12 protein-coding genes are annotated in these 15,928 nt (G+C 72.8%); 4 read left to right on the plus strand and 8 right to left on the minus strand.

Annotated elements, in window-relative coordinates; all coding sequences use genetic code 11:
• Positions 1–20: 20 nt before the first annotated feature.
• The 3 genes from BM093_RS00500 to BM093_RS00510 form a co-directional block, all read right to left on the minus strand.
• Positions 21–704, minus strand: a complete 684-nt coding sequence (locus tag BM093_RS00500) for a hypothetical protein (protein ID WP_093335508.1) — start codon at positions 702–704, stop codon at positions 21–23.
• A gap of 98 nt (positions 705–802) precedes the next feature.
• On the minus strand, positions 803–1,660 hold the full coding sequence (htpX, locus tag BM093_RS00505) for a zinc metalloprotease HtpX (protein ID WP_093335512.1): 858 nt from the start codon (positions 1,658–1,660) through the stop codon (positions 803–805).
• A 6-nt stretch (positions 1,661–1,666) separates the two neighbouring features.
• A complete protein-coding gene (locus tag BM093_RS00510) occupies positions 1,667–2,260 on the minus strand; it encodes a PaaI family thioesterase (protein ID WP_218162608.1) in 594 nt (197 codons plus the stop codon).
• A 37-nt stretch (positions 2,261–2,297) separates the two neighbouring features.
• On the opposite strand from BM093_RS00510, the gene BM093_RS00515 reads away from it, so the two are divergent.
• The 3 genes from BM093_RS00515 to BM093_RS00525 all read left to right on the plus strand — a co-directional run bounded on the left by BM093_RS00515 (position 2,298) and on the right by BM093_RS00525 (position 6,224).
• Positions 2,298–3,059 carry an enoyl-CoA hydratase gene (locus BM093_RS00515; RefSeq protein ID WP_093335518.1) on the plus strand — a complete coding sequence of 254 codons (762 nt, stop codon included), beginning with the start codon at positions 2,298–2,300 and terminating at the stop codon, positions 3,057–3,059.
• Positions 3,060–3,186: 127 nt separating this feature from the next.
• Entirely contained in the window at positions 3,187–5,148 is a 1,962-nt protein-coding gene (locus tag BM093_RS00520) for a 2-oxoacid:acceptor oxidoreductase subunit alpha (protein WP_093335520.1), read from the plus strand.
• Positions 5,145–6,224, plus strand: coding sequence for a 2-oxoacid:ferredoxin oxidoreductase subunit beta (locus tag BM093_RS00525; RefSeq protein ID WP_093335522.1), 1,080 nt, complete (start codon positions 5,145–5,147; stop codon positions 6,222–6,224). The genes BM093_RS00520 and BM093_RS00525 overlap by 4 nt, the downstream gene beginning before the upstream one ends.
• Positions 6,225–6,304: 80 nt before the next feature.
• Here BM093_RS00525 and BM093_RS00530 read toward each other — a convergent pair whose 3' ends face one another.
• Entirely contained in the window at positions 6,305–7,945 is a 1,641-nt protein-coding gene (locus tag BM093_RS00530; RefSeq protein WP_143105212.1) for a sunset domain-containing protein, read from the minus strand.
• A gap of 853 nt (positions 7,946–8,798) precedes the next feature.
• On the opposite strand from BM093_RS00530, the gene rarD reads away from it, so the two are divergent.
• A complete protein-coding gene (gene rarD, locus BM093_RS00535) occupies positions 8,799–9,746 on the plus strand; it encodes an EamA family transporter RarD (RefSeq protein ID WP_093335527.1) in 948 nt (315 codons plus the stop codon).
• On the opposite strand, the gene BM093_RS00540 is transcribed toward rarD, so the two are convergent.
• From BM093_RS00540 to nuoL, 4 genes are read right to left on the minus strand one after another with little or no spacing between them, the layout of a single operon-like run.
• Entirely contained in the window at positions 9,743–10,720 is a 978-nt protein-coding gene (locus tag BM093_RS00540) for a polyprenyl synthetase family protein (RefSeq protein WP_093336503.1), read from the minus strand. The genes rarD and BM093_RS00540 overlap by 4 nt on opposite strands.
• A gap of 47 nt (positions 10,721–10,767) precedes the next feature.
• Entirely contained in the window at positions 10,768–12,384 is a 1,617-nt protein-coding gene (gene nuoN / locus BM093_RS00545) for an NADH-quinone oxidoreductase subunit NuoN (protein ID WP_093335530.1), read from the minus strand.
• Positions 12,381–14,024: an NADH-quinone oxidoreductase subunit M gene (locus tag BM093_RS00550; protein WP_093335533.1), complete on the minus strand. Its 1,644-nt coding sequence runs from the start codon at positions 14,022–14,024 to the stop codon at positions 12,381–12,383. Before BM093_RS00550 ends, nuoN begins: the two co-directional genes overlap by 4 nt.
• Positions 14,021–15,916 (minus strand): NADH-quinone oxidoreductase subunit L, encoded by a 1,896-nt coding sequence (gene nuoL, locus BM093_RS00555; protein ID WP_425439092.1) that lies wholly within the window; start codon positions 15,914–15,916, stop codon positions 14,021–14,023. Before nuoL ends, BM093_RS00550 begins: the two co-directional genes overlap by 4 nt.
• Positions 15,917–15,928: the final 12 nt, after the last annotated feature.

Consider the following 15,928-nt stretch of genomic DNA (forward strand, 5'->3'; position numbering starts at 1 on the left):
CGGGGCTCAGGGGCGGGGGCTCAGGGGCCGGACTCCGGTGCCGGGGGCGGCGGCGTGAGTTGCGGGTCCGGGGCGCCGTTGACCCCGGCGACGACGCCGAGGGCCAGGATCAGCGCGGTCGCCGCGCCCAGCACCGCCGGCAGCACCGGACGGACGGTCGGCGGCAGTTCCGGGAGCCGGAACCTACCGCTGCCCGGCCGGCCCGCCGCCGCGCCCTGCACGGGCGCAGGCCGGAACGGCTCGGGGAGCTGCGCGACGGCCGCGATCGAGGGGCGGCTGCGGCCGGCGTCGTCCTCGCGGGGGCGCGGGACGACCGGCAGCGCCCGGGTCGGGGCCTCGCCGTCGTCACCGAACAGATCGCCGCCGTCACGGAACAGCCCGCCGTCACCGGACAGATCGTCGCCGGGTGACGACGGGTGCGGGACGACCGGGTCCCGGTCCGACAACGCCGTCGCCGGCGCGGTCCGTTCGACGGCGGCCGCGGGATCGCGATCGGCGTCCTGACCCCGGCCGTGCTGATGATCCTGGTCCTGGTCATGCTGCTGACCGAACGGGCCCTCGACACGCGACTGCTCCGGCACGTCCGGCCCCGGGTCGGCGTCACCGGTCCCGAACAGGTCCTCCGGGGGCCCGCTCTGGACGGGTACCGACGGCCCGGTGTCGGACAGCGCGTGCCGGGGCTTGCGGCCTGGGGTCTCGCTCATGGGTCCTCTTCCGCAGGGGGAGCTCTGCTACCCCGTGCATCGCCCGCGACCCCCGTGACCGTTACGGATCCGCAACCTGGGCGGCGTCCGGACGGGGCTCAGCGCGCCATCGCCTGCAGCCGGGCGATCCGGTCCTCCATCGGCGGGTGGGTGGAGAACCAGCGGGCCATCTTCTCGCCGGGCCGGAACGGGTTGGCGATCATCAGGTGCGACTGCGAGGTCAGCCGCGGGTCCGGCGGCAGCGGGGCCGCCGCCGTGCCGTACTTGAGCTTGTGCAGCGCCGACGCCAGTGCCAGCGGGTCCCCGCTCAGCTCGGCGCCCGACGCATCGGCCTGGTACTCCCGCGACCGGCTCACCGCCATCTGCACGACGCCGGCCGCGACCGGGCCGAGCAGCGCGACCAGGATCATCGCGATCGGGTTCGGGCGGTCCTCGTCGCCGCCGCCGAACATGCCGGCGAACATCGCGAAGTTCGCGATGAAGCTCACCGCGGAGGCCATCGCACCGGCCACCGAGGAGATCAGGATGTCGCGGTTGTAGACGTGGCTGAGCTCGTGCCCGAGCACGGCCCGCAGCTCGCGCTCGTCGAGCAGGTGCAGCAGCCCGGTGGTGACACACACCGCGGCGTTGCGCGGGTTGCGGCCGGTGGCGAACGCGTTCGGCGCGTCGGTCGGGCTGATGTAGAGGGCCGGCATCGGCTGCCGGGCCCGCTGGCTGAGCTCGCGCACCATCCGGAACAGCTGCGGGTACTCGGCCTCGGTGATCGGCTGGGCGTGCATCGAGCGCAGGGCCAGCTTCGCCGAGTTGAAGTAGGCCCAGCCGTTCATCCCCAGCGCGACGACCAGGGCGATGACCAGTCCGGTACGGCTCCCGATCAGCCCGCCGATCGCGAGGATCAGTGCGCTCATGGCGCCGAGGAGCACGGCCGTCTTCAGACCGTTCATGTGGCTGTGCACGCCGCCCTACCCTTCCGTGCGGTCCTGCGGGTCTTCCCCCGGTGAACGGACGAACCGGGCACGGCGTTCCCGGCTGTGACCCAGCACCGAGAGCGGTCTGCCGCGGAACTCGGTGCCCTCGGGCGCGTGGGTGACGAAGTGCGTCATCGGCACGGCCAGGAACAACGCCGTCGCGCTCACCGCGCGCGGGCCGTCCGGCGTGCGCAACCGGCCGGTGCCCCGCACCCGGAGCTTGCGGCCGTCGACCTCCTCGATGACCGCACTCAGGTGCAGCGTCTCGCCCAGCGGGACGGGGGCGTGGAAGCGCGTCGACAGCTCACCGGTGACGTAGACCTCGTCGAGGTGGTGCTGCAGCGCCCCGAACAGCTCGTCCATCGCGGCGGCGAGGGTGCCGCCGTGCGCGAGTCCCGGGGCGCCCTGGTGCGGCGCGTCGACGGTGAACGCGCCGATCACGCACGGCCGCCCGTCGGCGTCCGGGCCGGGGTCGGCGAAGCGCAGCCGCAGCCCGCCGGGCCGGTCGCCGCAGGCGAAGCAGTTCTCGTGGTGGCGCGGCAGCGGGGTCGCCCCGGTCGGCCCGTCGGTCTCTGCGACACCCGTCACGTGCAGGAGGCTAACCCGGGCATGGATGATCCAGGGCATGACTGACATCGAGGTCCGGTCCGAGATCACCGACGGCGTGGCGGTGCTCACCGTGTCGAACCCGGCGCGCCGCAACGCGTTGAATCTGGAGCTGTCCCAGAAGCTGGTCGAGGCGGTGAACGAGGCGAACGCCGACGAGCGGGCCGGGGCGATCGTCGTCACCGGTGAGCCGCCCGCGTTCTGCGCCGGGGGCGACCTGGGTGAGCTGCAGGAGGCCGACCCCGAGACGCTCAAGCGCGTCTACTCCGGGTTCCTCGCCATCGCGTCGTCGCCGCTGCCCACGCTCGCCGCGGTGAACGGTGCCGCCGTCGGTGCCGGGATCAACCTCGCCCTCGCCTGTGACGTGCGTCTCGCCGGCCCGACCGCGCGCTTCGACGTCCGGTTCATGCAGCTCGGGCTGCACCCCGGTGGCGGCTACACCTGGATGGCGCATCGCGCGCTCGGCACCCAGGGCACCGCGGCGATGACGCTGTTCGGCGACGTGCTCGACGCCCGCGAGGCCGAGCGGGTCGGCCTGGCCTGGCGCGCCTACGACAGCGACGAGCAGCTGACCGCCGGCGCGATGGAGCTGGCCGGGCGGGCCGCCGCGGCGCCGCGTGACCTCATCACGACCACGAAGGCGACCATGCGCGTCACGGCACGGCTCGACGCGCACGCCGACGCGACCGACATCGAGGTCCGCGCGCAGGCCCAGAGCGTGCACTCGGCGGAGTTCGCGGAGCGGGTCGCGGCCCTGCAGAAGAAGATCAGCAAGAAGTGAGCAGGAACACTGCCGGAACCCGGCAAGTGCCTGTGACGTGGGACAGGGCGACGGGACTCCCGGGCGAACAGCCGGTTAACCTCGACACAGCACCGTATTTTCGACGGAACCGGGGGCCGATCTGCCCATGACGACCAGTGACACTCCTGTCGAGGCTCGCGACTCCGAGGTCGTACAGCGTGACCGGGTGGTGATCAGGTTCGCGGGTGACTCCGGCGACGGGATGCAGCTCACCGGCGACCGGTTCACCTCGGAGACGGCGAACTTCGGGAACGACCTGTCGACGCTGCCGAACTTCCCGGCCGAGATCCGGGCTCCTGCCGGGACGCTGCCGGGTGTGTCGTCGTTCCAGCTGCATTTCGCGAACTACGACATCCTGACCCCGGGTGACCGGCCGGACGTGCTGGTGGCGATGAACCCGGCGGCGCTCAAGGCCAACATCAAGGACCTGCCGCACGGCGGTGTCCTGATCGTGAACACCGACGAGTTCACCAAGCGGAACCTGACCAAGGTCGGGTACGAGTCGAACCCGCTCGAGGACGACTCGCTCGAGCCCTACGCGGTGCACGGGGTCGCGATGGCGACCCTGACCCGCGGGGCGCTCGAGGAGACCGGGCTGTCGAAGAAGGACGCGGAGCGGGCGAAGAACATGTTCGCCCTGGGTCTGCTGTCGTGGATGTATCACCGCCCGTCGGAGTCGACCGAGCGGTTCCTGCGCGAGAAGTTCGCGAAGAAGCCCGAGATCGCCGAGGCCAACGTGCTCGCCTTCAAGGCCGGGCACGCCTACGGCGAGACGACCGAGGCGTTCGCGGTCACCTACGAGGTGGCCCCGGCCCGGCTCGACCCGGGCACCTACCGTCAGATCACCGGTAACGCGGCGCTGGCCTACGGGATCATCGCCGCGGGGCGGACGACGTCGCTGCCGGTGTTTTTGGGCTCCTACCCGATCACCCCGGCCTCGGACATCCTGCACGAGCTGTCGCGGCACAAGTCCTTCGGCGTGACCACCTTCCAGGCCGAGGACGAGATCTCCGGGGTCGGTGCCGCGCTGGGGGCGAGCTTCGGCGGGTCGCTGGGGGTGACCACCACCTCGGGTCCGGGGATCGCGCTCAAGGCCGAGACCGTCGGGCTGGCGGTCACGCTGGAGCTGCCGCTGCTGGTGATCGACGTGCAGCGCGGCGGGCCGTCGACCGGGTTGCCGACCAAGACCGAGCAGGCCGACCTGCTCCAGGCCCTGCACGGGCGCAACGGCGAGGCCCCGCTGCCGGTGATCGCGCCCTGCACCCCCGGCGACTGCTTCTCCGCCGCGGTCGAGGCCGCCGCGATCGCGGTCCGGTACCGCACCCCGGTGATGCTGCTCTCCGACGGCGCGCTGGCGAACGGCTCCGAGCCGTGGAAGATCCCCGACGTCTCCGAGCTGCCCACCGTCGATCCCGGGTTCGCGACCGAGCCCAACGCCCCCGACGGCTCCGGGGAGTTCTGGCCCTACCTGCGTGACACCGAGACCCTGGCCCGGCCGTGGGCGATCCCCGGCACCCCCGGGCTCGAGCACCGCGTCGGCGGGCTGGAGAAGGCCGACGGACACGGCGCGATCTCCTATGACCCCGACAACCACGACCGCATGGTGCGGCTGCGCCAGGCCAAGATCGACGGCATCGAGGTCCCCGACCTCGTCGTCGACGACCCCGACGCCGGCCCCGACAACGCCGGCGCGGACCTGCTGGTGATCGGCTGGGGCTCGACCTACGGGCCGATCAACGCCGCCGCCCGCCGCGTGCGCAAGCTCGGCCACTCGGTGGCCACCGCGCACCTGCGCCATCTCAACCCGATGCCGGCCAACCTCGGCGAGGTGCTGCGCTCCTACCGCACGGTGCTGTGCCCGGAGATGAACCTCGGGCAGCTGGCGCTGCTGCTGCGCGGCGAGCACCTGGTCGACGTCAAGAGCTACACCAAGGTCGCCGGACTGCCCTTCGGCGCCGAGGAGCTCCAGGACGTGTTCCTCGACTACCTCACCGGCACCCACCCCGACGCCTCGCGCAACGGATCGCGCACCGGTACGAGCAACCAGATCACAGGAGCACAGGCATGACCGCCACCGACCTCGGCCTGCCCGGCATCGGTTCGGGCGGCCTGGACTCGGTTCCGACCACCGACGCCAAGCAGACCGCGAAGGACTACACCTCCGACCAGGAGGTCCGCTGGTGCCCCGGCTGCGGCGACTACGCCGTGCTCGCCGCCGTGCGCCAGTTCCTGCCCACCCTGGGCATCAAGCGCGAGAACACGGTGTTCGTGTCCGGGATCGGCTGCTCGAGCCGCTTCCCGTACTACCTCAACACCTACGGGATGCACTCCATCCACGGCCGCGCCCCGACCATCGCCACCGGCCTGGCCACCACCCGCCCCGACCTGTCGGTCTGGGTCGTCACCGGCGACGGCGACGCCCTGTCGATCGGCGGCAACCACCTCATCCACGCACTACGCCGCAACGTCAACATCAAGATCCTGCTGTTCAACAACCGGATCTACGGCTTGACCAAGGGCCAGTACTCCCCGACCTCCGAGGTCGGCAAGGTCACCAAGTCCACCCCGATGGGCTCACTGGACCACCCGTTCAACCCCATCTCCCTGGCCCTGGGCGCCGAAGCCTCGTTCGTCGGCCGCGCCCTGGACTCCGACCGCAAGAGCCTGCAAGCCGTACTGCAGGCCGCCGCCGAACACCGCGGCTCCGCACTGGTCGAGATCTTCCAGGACTGCCCGATCTTCAACGACGGCAGCTTCGACCTGCTCCGCAAGCCCGACACCAAGGACCAGCGGATCATCCCCGTCACCCACGGCGAACCGATCCGCTTCGGCCCCGCCGACGACAACGGCCTCGGCACCTACGCCGTCGTCCAGAACGGCTTCGGGCTCTCCGTCGTCGAGGCCGCCACCGTCGACGCCGGCGACATCGTCACCCACGACGCGACCGACCACGAGCTGGCCTTCGCGCTGTCCCGGCTCTCCGACCAGGACCTCAACCACACCATCACCGGGATCTTCCGCAACCAGCCCCGCCACACCTACGACGACGCCGCACGCGCCCAGGTCCAGGCCGCCCGCGACGCCGAACCCGACGCCGACCTCCAGACACTGCTCAACGGACACGACACCTGGACGATCATCTGACCGGACCCTTCCGGACCGGCGACGGCCCCGGCGCTCCCTTCGAGAGCACCGGGGCCGTCGTCGTTTCCGGGGCCGACTCGTCAGCGCGCGCCGGGCACCTCGTACCAGGCGATGAACCCGGCGTTGCGGGCCTGCTCCTCACCCGTGAAGTAGAGGTCGGCCCGGGTGCGGACGTAGTACGGCGACTCGAACGTGTGGAACCGGCGCGACCCGCTGTGCACCTTGACCCGGTGCGAGGCGGGCGGCTCGGAGCCGTCCGTTGGGGCGTGGACCGAGCCCGCGTAGGGCCCCGGGCGGGCACCGGCCGGGGCCGGCGTCGGCGCCGCGCCGACCGGGATCGCGGCCGGCGCGGAGGCTCCCGCCGGGGCGTGCGACCGCGACGGCACCACGAGCGGTGCCGATGGGCGGGACTGTGCGGGGACGTCGACCTCGGGCAGCGGCGGGGACTCCGCGTCCCCGTACAGCGCGTGCCGGCCGGCGGGGGACGCCTGGACGCCGCCGCCGCGGTGTTCGGCCGCGCTGAGTTCCTGCTCCCGGTCGTCCGGGTCGGCGGTGCCGGGCTGCGTGGGGTCGCCGGGCTGCGTGGGGTCGCCTGCCCGTGTGGCGGCGCCGGGCTGTGCGGGGCCGCCGGCCTGCGCGGGGTCGGCATCGGTGGCGGCGCGGGCCTCTGTGGGGGCGCCGGCCCGTGTCGCGGCGCCGGCCTCCGTGGGGTCGCCGGACTGGGTGGGGGCACCGGTCCGGGCGGGAGTACCGGGCTCTGTAGCGGCCCCGGCCTGGGTCGGATCGCCGGCCTGCGTAACGCCGCTGGTCCGGGTGGAGGAGCCGGGCTGCCGGCCCGGGTGGGACGAGTCGTCGCCGTGCCGGCGGCCGCCGTTCTGCGTGACGTCGGAGCCGTGATCGGCGCCGCCGGACCGGTGGGCCGGAGCGGACCGGTCGGAGGCGCCGGGCCGGTCGGAGGCGCCGGGCCCCATCGGGGCCTCGGGCCGGTCGGAGCCACCGGACTGTTCGGGGATCGCCGGCGCACCCGCGGAAGCACGCGTGTCCCCGCTGCTGCTGCCGACGGCGGTGCCGGGTGCACCGCCGGTGGTGTCGGGCGCGCCGGGATCGGTGCCGGCCGCTCCGGAGCTGTCGCCCCGCTCACCGGCTCCGCCTGTGCGACCGGTGGTGTCCGGGGAGCCGCCGACCACCGCATCGCCGGCTGCGGCGCCGACCGCGGAAGCAGCGCGGCCGGCCGGGCGGGAGCCGGGCCCGGTGTCGCTCGCCGTCGAGGCGGTGGCCCGGGCCGCCGTGGGGTCTTCGCGCCCGGGGCCGGACGTCGCGGCTCCGTTCCCGCGGCCGGTCCCCGGGGTCGTCGCGGCCGTTCCGGCTGCGGATCCGGCCCCGTCCTGCCCGTTCGTGGCCGCACCGCTGCCGTCGTGCGCGGGCCGGGACCCGCTCCGGTGCGCGAGGCCGGGACCGTCGGCGTCGTCGCCCGCGCGACCGCCGGGAGCCGGCGTGTCCTCCGGTCCGAGCCCACCGGCAACGCGACCGTTCGCGGCCGACTTGCCGGCCGCTGCCCGGCGGTCGGCCGGGGCCGGGTCACCGGCCTCCGTGCCGACCGCAGCGGTGCGGCCGGGCGTCGGGCCACCGGCGACCGGGGCGCGCTCCGTGCCGGCACCGCCGGCTCCGGCGGGACGGTCACCGTCACCGGCCGGGCCACGGCCGGGCCGCGTGGGGTCCACAGCCGACGCTCCGGTGGGCAGGGCGTCGTCCGCTCCGGATCGGCCGGGCCGGTCCGGCGCCACCACTGATGCACCGGTTGCGGTCGCGGCTGCTGCCGTCCCGGCCGCGGGTTCCGTCCCAGCTGCGGCTGCGGGTTCCGCCCCGGCTGCGGTCGCGGGTTCCGTCCCGGCTGCGAGTCCCGTCCCGGCTGTGGGTTCCGTGCCGGCTGCGGGTCCCGTCCCGGCTGTGGGTCCCGTCCCGGCCGCGGTCGCGGGGGCCGGGCCGCCCGGGCCCGCCGCGGCGTCGTTCCGGGACCGCGGGTCGCGTTCACGCCGGGTGGCCCCGTTCGATCCGGGCCCCGGGTCGGCGGCCCGACCGCCCGCCGCCGGTTCGCGGCCACCGTCACCCCGCCCGGAACCGGCTCGAGAACGATCGGCGGCCCGGCCCGGGGCCGGCGCGTCTCCGGGGGACGCGGGTCCAGCGGCGTCCGACGACGAGGCGGACGCTCCGGCGGTCGCGGCACCGGGGGCGATCGCCCGGGCCGTGTCGTGGCTCCACGCGTCGCCCGGGCCCCGCTGCGAGTGCGGCCCACCGGAGGTGCCGGCGTCCTCCGCCGCACCCCGCACGACCGTGGCGTCGTCCGCCGCGCCCCCGGTGCCGCGAGCCCGGACCACCAGCAGTCCGACCACCACGACAACGACGACGACGGCGAGCAGTGCCCACACCCAGTTCATCACCGGACCTCCGTCCACCCGGGGCCGCCCCGGGCGCAGTGCTTGGTATCACGGATCGTGCACGCCGTTAAGGCGATCGCGCGCGACGACACCCGTACCGGATCATGGTGACTGTGCAGGACCACGGGGCGGTAACGCGATGACGATCGGTACGCCCGAACAGACGACCCCCGAACGGAGCGAGCTCGACCCGCGGGGCCTCACGACCGGCGTCGCCGCCTACGTGCTGTGGGGCCTGTTCCCGGCGTTCTGGCCGCTGCTGGATCCGGCGGCGCCGGTCGAGGTTCTGGCACACCGGATCGTGTGGACGGCCGTGCTGATGTCGGTGGTCCTGACCGTCCTGCGTCGCTGGCGCGACCTGCGGGGGCTCGGGGTCCGTGGCTGGCTCGCGATGACCGCCGCCGCCCTGTTCATCGCCGTGAACTGGGGCATGTTCATCTGGGGCGTCTCGGTCGGCCGGGTGGTCGAGGCCGCGCTCGGCTACTACATGACTCCGCTGGTCGGAGTGCTGCTCGGCGTCCTCGTCCTGCGGGAACGGCTGCGGTGGACCCAGTGGACGGCCATCGGGCTGGCCTGCCTCGCCGTCCTGGTGATCGCGGTCGGCAACGGCACCGTCCCGTGGCTGTCGATGGTGCTGGCCTGCTCGTTCGGCGTCTACGGCCTGTTCAAGGCGATCGTGCGGGTGCCTGCGGCGGCCGGGCTGGCCGCGGAGGGCCTGATCCTCCTGGTCCCCGCCGCGGTGTACCTGCTGGTGCTGGAGTCGTCGGGCGCCGGGACGTTCATCGACCTCGGCCCGGCACACCTGCTGCTCATGATCTCCGCGGGCCCGGCGACGGCGGTGCCGCTGCTGTTCTACAGCTCCGCGGCCCGCCGGCTCCCGCTGACCACGCTGGGCGTGCTGCTCTACATCAACCCGACGCTGCAGTTCCTGTGGGGCGTGCTCGTCGTCGGCGAGCAGATGCCCCCGGCCCGCTGGGCGGGCTTCGCGCTGGTCTGGCTCGCGCTGATCGTCTTCACCACCGACCTGCTCGTGAGTGGTTTTCGCGGTCCTGGCCGCGAAAAGCACTCACGGGCGCGGAGCGCCTAACCGACCCGTTCGACGGTGTAGTCGGTCAGCGTGCGCAGCGCGTCGATGGCCGGGCAGGCCGGCAGTACCGCGAGCTCGGCGCGGGCCCGGTCGGCGTAGCCGGCGACCGTCTCCCGGGCCTTGCGCAGACCGTCACCGGAACGCAGGAGGTCGAGGGCCTCGGCCACCTCGGCGTCGTCGGTGATGGGGGCGGCCAGCAGCTGCCGCAGCCGGCGCGCGGACGGCGAGTCGTCGCCGTCGCGCAGGGCGTAGAGCATCGGGAGCGTGTGCACCCCCTCGCGCAGGTCGGTGCCCGGGGTCTTGCCCGAGTCGTCGGCCGGGCTGGCGATGTCGATGATGTCGTCGGAGATCTGGAACGCCGTCCCGATGATGTCGCCGAAGCGCCGCAGCGCCTCGACCTGCTCGGCGGGCGCCCCGGAGAACATCCCGCCGTAGCGGCCCGAGGTGGCGATCAGCGACCCCGTCTTCTCCGCGACCACCCGCAGGTAGTGCTCGACGGGGTCGTCGGAGCTGCGCGGGCCGCGCGTCTCGCGCATCTGGCCGGTGACGAGCTGGGCGAACGTCTCCGCGATGATCCGGACCGCGTCCGGGCCGAGGTCGGCCACCAGCCGGGACGCGTGGGCGAACAGGAAGTCCCCGGTCAGGATCGCGACCGAGTTGTCCCAGCGGGAGTTGGCCGACTCCGCGCCGCGGCGCATCGCGGCCTCGTCCATCACGTCGTCGTGGTAGAGCGTGGCCAGGTGGATCAGCTCCACCACGGCCGCCGCGGTGACCACGTCGTCGTGCTCGGGGTGCGGCCCGACCTGCGCCGCGAGCAGCGTGAACAGCGGCCGGAAGCGTTTGCCGCCGGCCTCGATCAGGTGCAGCGAGGTCTCGGTGACGAACTCGTAGTCGCTGTGCACCTCGCGGTGCAGCAGGTCCTCCACCCGCTTGAGCCCGTCGGCCGTGGCCTCCGCCAGTTCCGGATCGGCCATCCGGATCCCGGCCACACTCTGCGTCTCCACCCCCACAGCGTACGAACTCAACCGGCGAACGTGCCGCTGGCGGCCCAATCGAGGACGGGTGTGGGCAGAATCCCGAGCACCAGCGTCGCCAGCGTCCCCAGCGTGATCGCCACCGTGGTGAACGCACCGGGCACGACGACGGTCGGTCCGTCCTCGGCCGGCTCGCTGAAGTACATGAGCACCACGACCCGCAGGTAGAAGAACGCGGCCACCGCCGACGCCACCAGCGCGATCACGACCAGCGGCGCCATGCCGTCGGCCAGGGCGGCCGAGAACACCGCGAACTTCGCGGTGAACCCGCTGGTCAGCGGGATGCCGGCGAGCGCGAGCAGCAGGAACGTCATGATCCCCGCGACGAGCGGCGAGCGCTTCGCCAGCCCGGCCCACTGGGACAGGTGCCCGGCCTCGCCGTCCGGTCCGCGGACCAGCGAGATGACGCCGAACACGGCGACCGTGGTGAAGCCGTAGGCCACCAGGTAGAACATCAGCCCGGCGATGCCGTCCGGGGTGAGCGCCATGGCACCGAGCATCAGGAAGCCCGCGTGCGCGATCGACGAGTACGCGATCATCCGCTTCACGTCGGTCTGGGTGAGGCCGAGCACCGCGCCGACGACCATCGACACGACCGCGACCACCCACAGCACACCCCGCCACTCCCAGACGGTGCTGCCGAAGGCGACGTGGAGCACCCGGGCGATCGCGCCGAACGCGGCGACCTTGGTGCAGGCCGCCATGAACGCGGTGACCGGGGTCGGGGCGCCCTGGTAGACGTCCGGGGTCCAGGTGTGGAACGGCGCCACCGACCCCTTGAACAGCAGCCCCACGAGCAGCAGCGCCAGGCCGGCGAACAGCAGCGTGTCCGAGGCGAGGGTGCCCGCGGCCGCCTCGGAGATCTCGCGCAGCGACACCGAGCCGGCGTAGCCGTAGACCAGCGCGATCCCGTAGAGGAAGAACGCCGAGGCGAACGCACCCAGCAGGAAGTACTTGACGGCCGCCTCCTGGGAGAGCAGCCGGCGCCGCCGGGCCAGGCCGCACAGCAGGTACAGCGGCAGCGACAGCACCTCGAGCGCGATGAACATCGTCAGCAGGTCGTTCGCCGCGACGAAGGCCATCATCCCGCCGAGCGCGAACAGCACGAACGGGAACGGCTCGGTCTGCATGGTCGGGGTCTCGTCCGGCGCCCCGTAGGAGCGGTCGACGTGCTCCGGCGGCCCGCCCGGGCCGGACCCACCGCCACCGTTGCGGGCCGCCGCCCGCTCGGCCGCCGAGGCCACGAACACCCCGCCCGGCTCCACCGACCGGTCGGCCAGCAGCAGCAGGCTCGGGATCGCGAGCACGATCAGCGTGCCCCAGAGGAACAGCGACGGACCGTCCACGGCGAGCGCGGTGCCGAACGTGAGCACCGGTCCGGGCCCGCTCAGCGCGTAGCCTGCCAGCGCGACGAGCGCCGCGACCAGGGTGAGCCCGGTCGCGAGCACCTGCACCGGCCAGCGCTGGTGCCGCGGCAGGAAGGCCTCCAGCAGCACCGACACGCACGCACCGGTGAACACGATCCACAGCGGGGCCGACGCCGCCCAGTCGATCGGCGGCATCTCGATCAGGACCGGTGCCTGGGCGAGTGACGTGGTGGTCATCGGACGATCCCTCCAGCGGGCACCGGGTCGGGCAGGCCGAGCTCGGCCATGGTCGCCGTCACCGACGGGTTGATCAGGTCGAGCACCGGCGCCGGGTAGAAGCCGAGCACGACGATCGCGACGATCAGCGGGGCCAGCACCCCGATCTCCCGGCCGGTCAGGTCCGGGAAGCCGGTGCCCTTGCGCTCGGCCGCGACGACCGGGTCGATCATCGACCCGGGCCCGCCCGCGCCACCGCGCTCCAGCGCCGCGATGACCGCGCTGCCGCGGACCGGGCCCTGCATCGTGCGCTGGTAGAACCACAACACGTACAGCGCGGCGAAGATGATCCCGATCGTGGCGATGATCGTGAAGACCGGCTCGTTCGGGAACGAGCCGAGCAGCACCAGGAACTCCGAGACGAACGAGTTCGTGCCGGGCAGCGCCAGCGACGACATCCCGGCCAGCAGCAGGCAGCCGGCCATCACCGGGGCGAGCTTGGCGACACCGCCGTAGTCGGCGATCAGGCGCGAGCCGCCGCGGCTGATCAGCACGCCGACCATCACGAACAGCATGCCGGTCGAGAGGCCGTGGTTGACCATGTACAGCGTCGCCCCGGCGAAGGCCTGCGAGGAGAACGCGAACACGCCGAGTGCGATGAACCCGAAGTGCGCCACCGAGGTGTAGGCGACGAACCGGCCCATGTCGGTCTGCCCGACGGCCAGCAGCGCGGCGTAGATGATGCCGGCGACGGCGAGCACCAGGACCAGCGGCGCCATCACCTGGCTGGCCTGCGGGAACAGCGGCAGCAGGTACCGCAGGAACCCGAACGTGCCGACCTTGTCCAGCACGCCGACCAGCAGCACCGCACCGACGATCGGGGCCTCGGCACCGGCGTCGGGCAGCCAGGTGTGGAACGGCACCAGCGGGGCCTTGATCGCGAACGCGATGAAGAACCCGAGGAACAGCCAGATCTGGGTCGACGTCGGGACGCCGGCGGCGATCGACTGCAGCTCGGCCCAGGTGAACGTGCCCCGGCCCAGCTGCTCGGCGCTCGTCACGTACAGCCCGATCAGCGAGGCCAGCATGATCAGCCCGCCGAGCAGCGAGTACAGGAAGAACTTCACCGCCGCGTACTGCCGCTTCGGTCCGCCGAAGCGGCCGATCAGGAAGTACATCGGGACCAGCATGGCCTCGAAGAAGACGTAGAACAGGAAGACGTCGGTGGCGGCGAAGACGCCGACCAGCGTCGCCTCGGTGGCCAGCAGCAGCGCGAAGTACCCGGCCGCCGACCGGCCCTCGGGCAGCTTCTCCGCCCATGCGAACAGCATCAGCCCGGGCACCAGGAACGCGGTCAGCGCGATCATCGCCAGGGCGATGCCGTCCACCCCGAACGCGAGGTGCGTGCCGAAGGCGGGGATCCACGGCAGCGAGAACTCGAGCTGGAACCGGGTGCCCGCCTCGGCCGCCGGGATCGAGTACAGCGACCAGGCGACGACGACGAGCACGAACTCCAGCAGCGCCGTCGCCATCGCCACGGCCTTGGCCGCGGAGGTGTTGCGCCGCAGCGGGTACATCACCAGCGCGCCCACCACCGGGACGAGCAGCAGCACGATCAGCAGCGGGTTCCCGCCGCTGCCGGGAACGATCGGGTCGATCATGCGAACCTCACCGCCAGCATGGCCGCGACGATGATGACCCCGCCGCCGAGCATCGATAGGGCGTAGGACCGGACGAAGCCGGTCTGCATCCGGCGCAGCCGGCCGGAGCTGCCGCCGAACGCGGCGGCCGTGCCGTTGACCAGGCCGTCGATCCCACGGTTGTCGAAGTAGACGAGCACCCGGGTGAGCCAGATGCCCGGCCGCTCGATGAACGCCTCGTTGAACGCGTCGGCGCCGAGGTCCGCGCGGGCCGCGGCCACCACCGGCGAGACCCGCTCCGGTCGCTGCACCGGCACCGGCTGCCGTCCGACGAACAGCCACGCCAGCAGCACGCCGAGCAGCGAGACGCCGACGACCAGCCACGGGATGAGCGCGTGCGGCAGCGCGCCGCCCTCGAGCTCGACCCGCTCACCGACCGACGGGGACAGCCAGCCCGGCAGGACCGGGTAGAGCAGCGCCCCCGCACCGATCGAGCCGAACGCCAGGACGATCATCGGTGCGGTCATCGTCACCGGGGACTCGTGCGGGTGGTACTCGCGGCCGTCGGCGGAGGTGAGCTCCTTCCAGCGGCTCTCGCCGAAGAAGGTCATCAGCATCAGCCGGGTCATGTAGAAGCCGGTCAGGCCGGCCGCCAGCGTCGCCAGGCCGCCGAACACCCAGCCCTGCCAGCCCTCCTGGGCGAACGCGGCCTCGATGATCGCGTCCTTGGAGAAGTAGCCGGACAGGAACGGGAAGCCGATCAGCGCCAGGTAGCCGAGGCCGAAGGTCACGAACGTGACCGGGAGCTTGCGCCACAGCCCGCCGAAGCGGCGCATGTCGACGTCGTCGTTCATCGCGTGCATGACCGACCCTGCCCCGAGGAACAGCCCGGCCTTGAAGAAGCCGTGGGTGAGCAGGTGCAGGATGCCCAGCGCGTAGCCGACCGGGCCGAGCCCGACGGCGAGGATCATGTAGCCGATCTGGCTGACCGTGGAGTAGGCCAGCACCTTCTTGATGTCGTCGTAGGCGCAGCCCACGATCGCGCCGATCATCAGGGTGATCACGCCGATCAGGCAGACGACCAGCCGGCCGGTCTCGGACAGGTTGTAGATCGGCGCGGCGCGGGCGATCAGGTAGACGCCCGCGGTGACCATCGTGGCCGCGTGGATCAGGGCGGAGACCGGGGTCGGGCCCTCCATGGCGTCCGGCAGCCAGGACTGCAGCGGGAACTGGCCGGACTTGCCGCAGGCACCGAGCAGGAGCAGCAGGGTGATCGCCAGGACCGTCCCGCCGGGCACCTCGCCGATCCGGGCGAAGACCTCGGTGTACTGCAGCGTGCCGAGCTCCAGCCACAGCAGGAAGATCGCGATCGCCAGGCCGACGTCGCCGACCCGGTTCATCAGGAAGGCCTTCTTCGCCGCGGTCGCCGCGGACGGGCGGTCCTGGAAGAACCCGATCAGCAGGTAGGACGCCAGGCCGACGCCCTCCCAGCCGAGGTAGAGCAGCACGAAGTTGTTGCCGAGGACCAGCACCAGCATCGCCGCGACGAACAGGTTCAGCTGCGCGAAGAACCGGCGCCGGTTCGGATCGTGGCTCATGTACCCGACCGAGTACAGGTGGATGAGCGCACCGACACCGGTGATCAGCAGGACGAAGGTCAGCGACAGCGGGTCGAGCCGGAGTCCGAAGTCGACCGAGAGCGGGCCGGCGGACATCCACTCGTAGACCGAGAGCTCGCGGGTGCGCGCCTCCGGGGCGAGCCCGACGGTCTCGGTGAAGATCGCGAGGCCGACGGCGAACGCGCCGACCACGGTGCCGACGCCGAGCCAGTGGCCCCAGGCGTCGGCCCGGCGGCCGGCGAGGAACAGGACCAGGGCGCCGGCCGCGGGGAGCGCGACCAGCAACCACGCCAGCGAGGCGGTTCC

Source organism: Pseudonocardia ammonioxydans, assembly GCF_900115005.1.
Lineage (GTDB): Bacteria > Actinomycetota > Actinomycetes > Mycobacteriales > Pseudonocardiaceae > Pseudonocardia > Pseudonocardia ammonioxydans.

Bases quoted from the DNA above. Each gene is read 5' to 3' on its own strand.
- BM093_RS00500 (WP_093335508.1), bottom strand. From the start codon at position 704: ATGAGCGAGACCCCAGGCCGCAAGCCCCGGCACGCGCTGTCCGACACC.
- nuoN (WP_093335530.1), bottom strand. From the start codon at position 12,384: ATGACCACCACGTCACTCGCCCAGGCACCGGTCCTGATCGAGATGCCG.
- BM093_RS00520 (WP_093335520.1), top strand. From the start codon at position 3,187: ATGACGACCAGTGACACTCCTGTCGAGGCTCGCGACTCCGAGGTCGTA.
- rarD (WP_093335527.1), top strand. From the start codon at position 8,799: ATGACGATCGGTACGCCCGAACAGACGACCCCCGAACGGAGCGAGCTC.
- BM093_RS00550 (WP_093335533.1), bottom strand. From the start codon at position 14,024: ATGATCGACCCGATCGTTCCCGGCAGCGGCGGGAACCCGCTGCTGATC.
- BM093_RS00540 (WP_093336503.1), bottom strand. From the start codon at position 10,720: ATGGCCGATCCGGAACTGGCGGAGGCCACGGCCGACGGGCTCAAGCGG.
- BM093_RS00515 (WP_093335518.1), top strand. From the start codon at position 2,298: ATGACTGACATCGAGGTCCGGTCCGAGATCACCGACGGCGTGGCGGTG.
- BM093_RS00525 (WP_093335522.1), top strand. From the start codon at position 5,145: ATGACCGCCACCGACCTCGGCCTGCCCGGCATCGGTTCGGGCGGCCTG.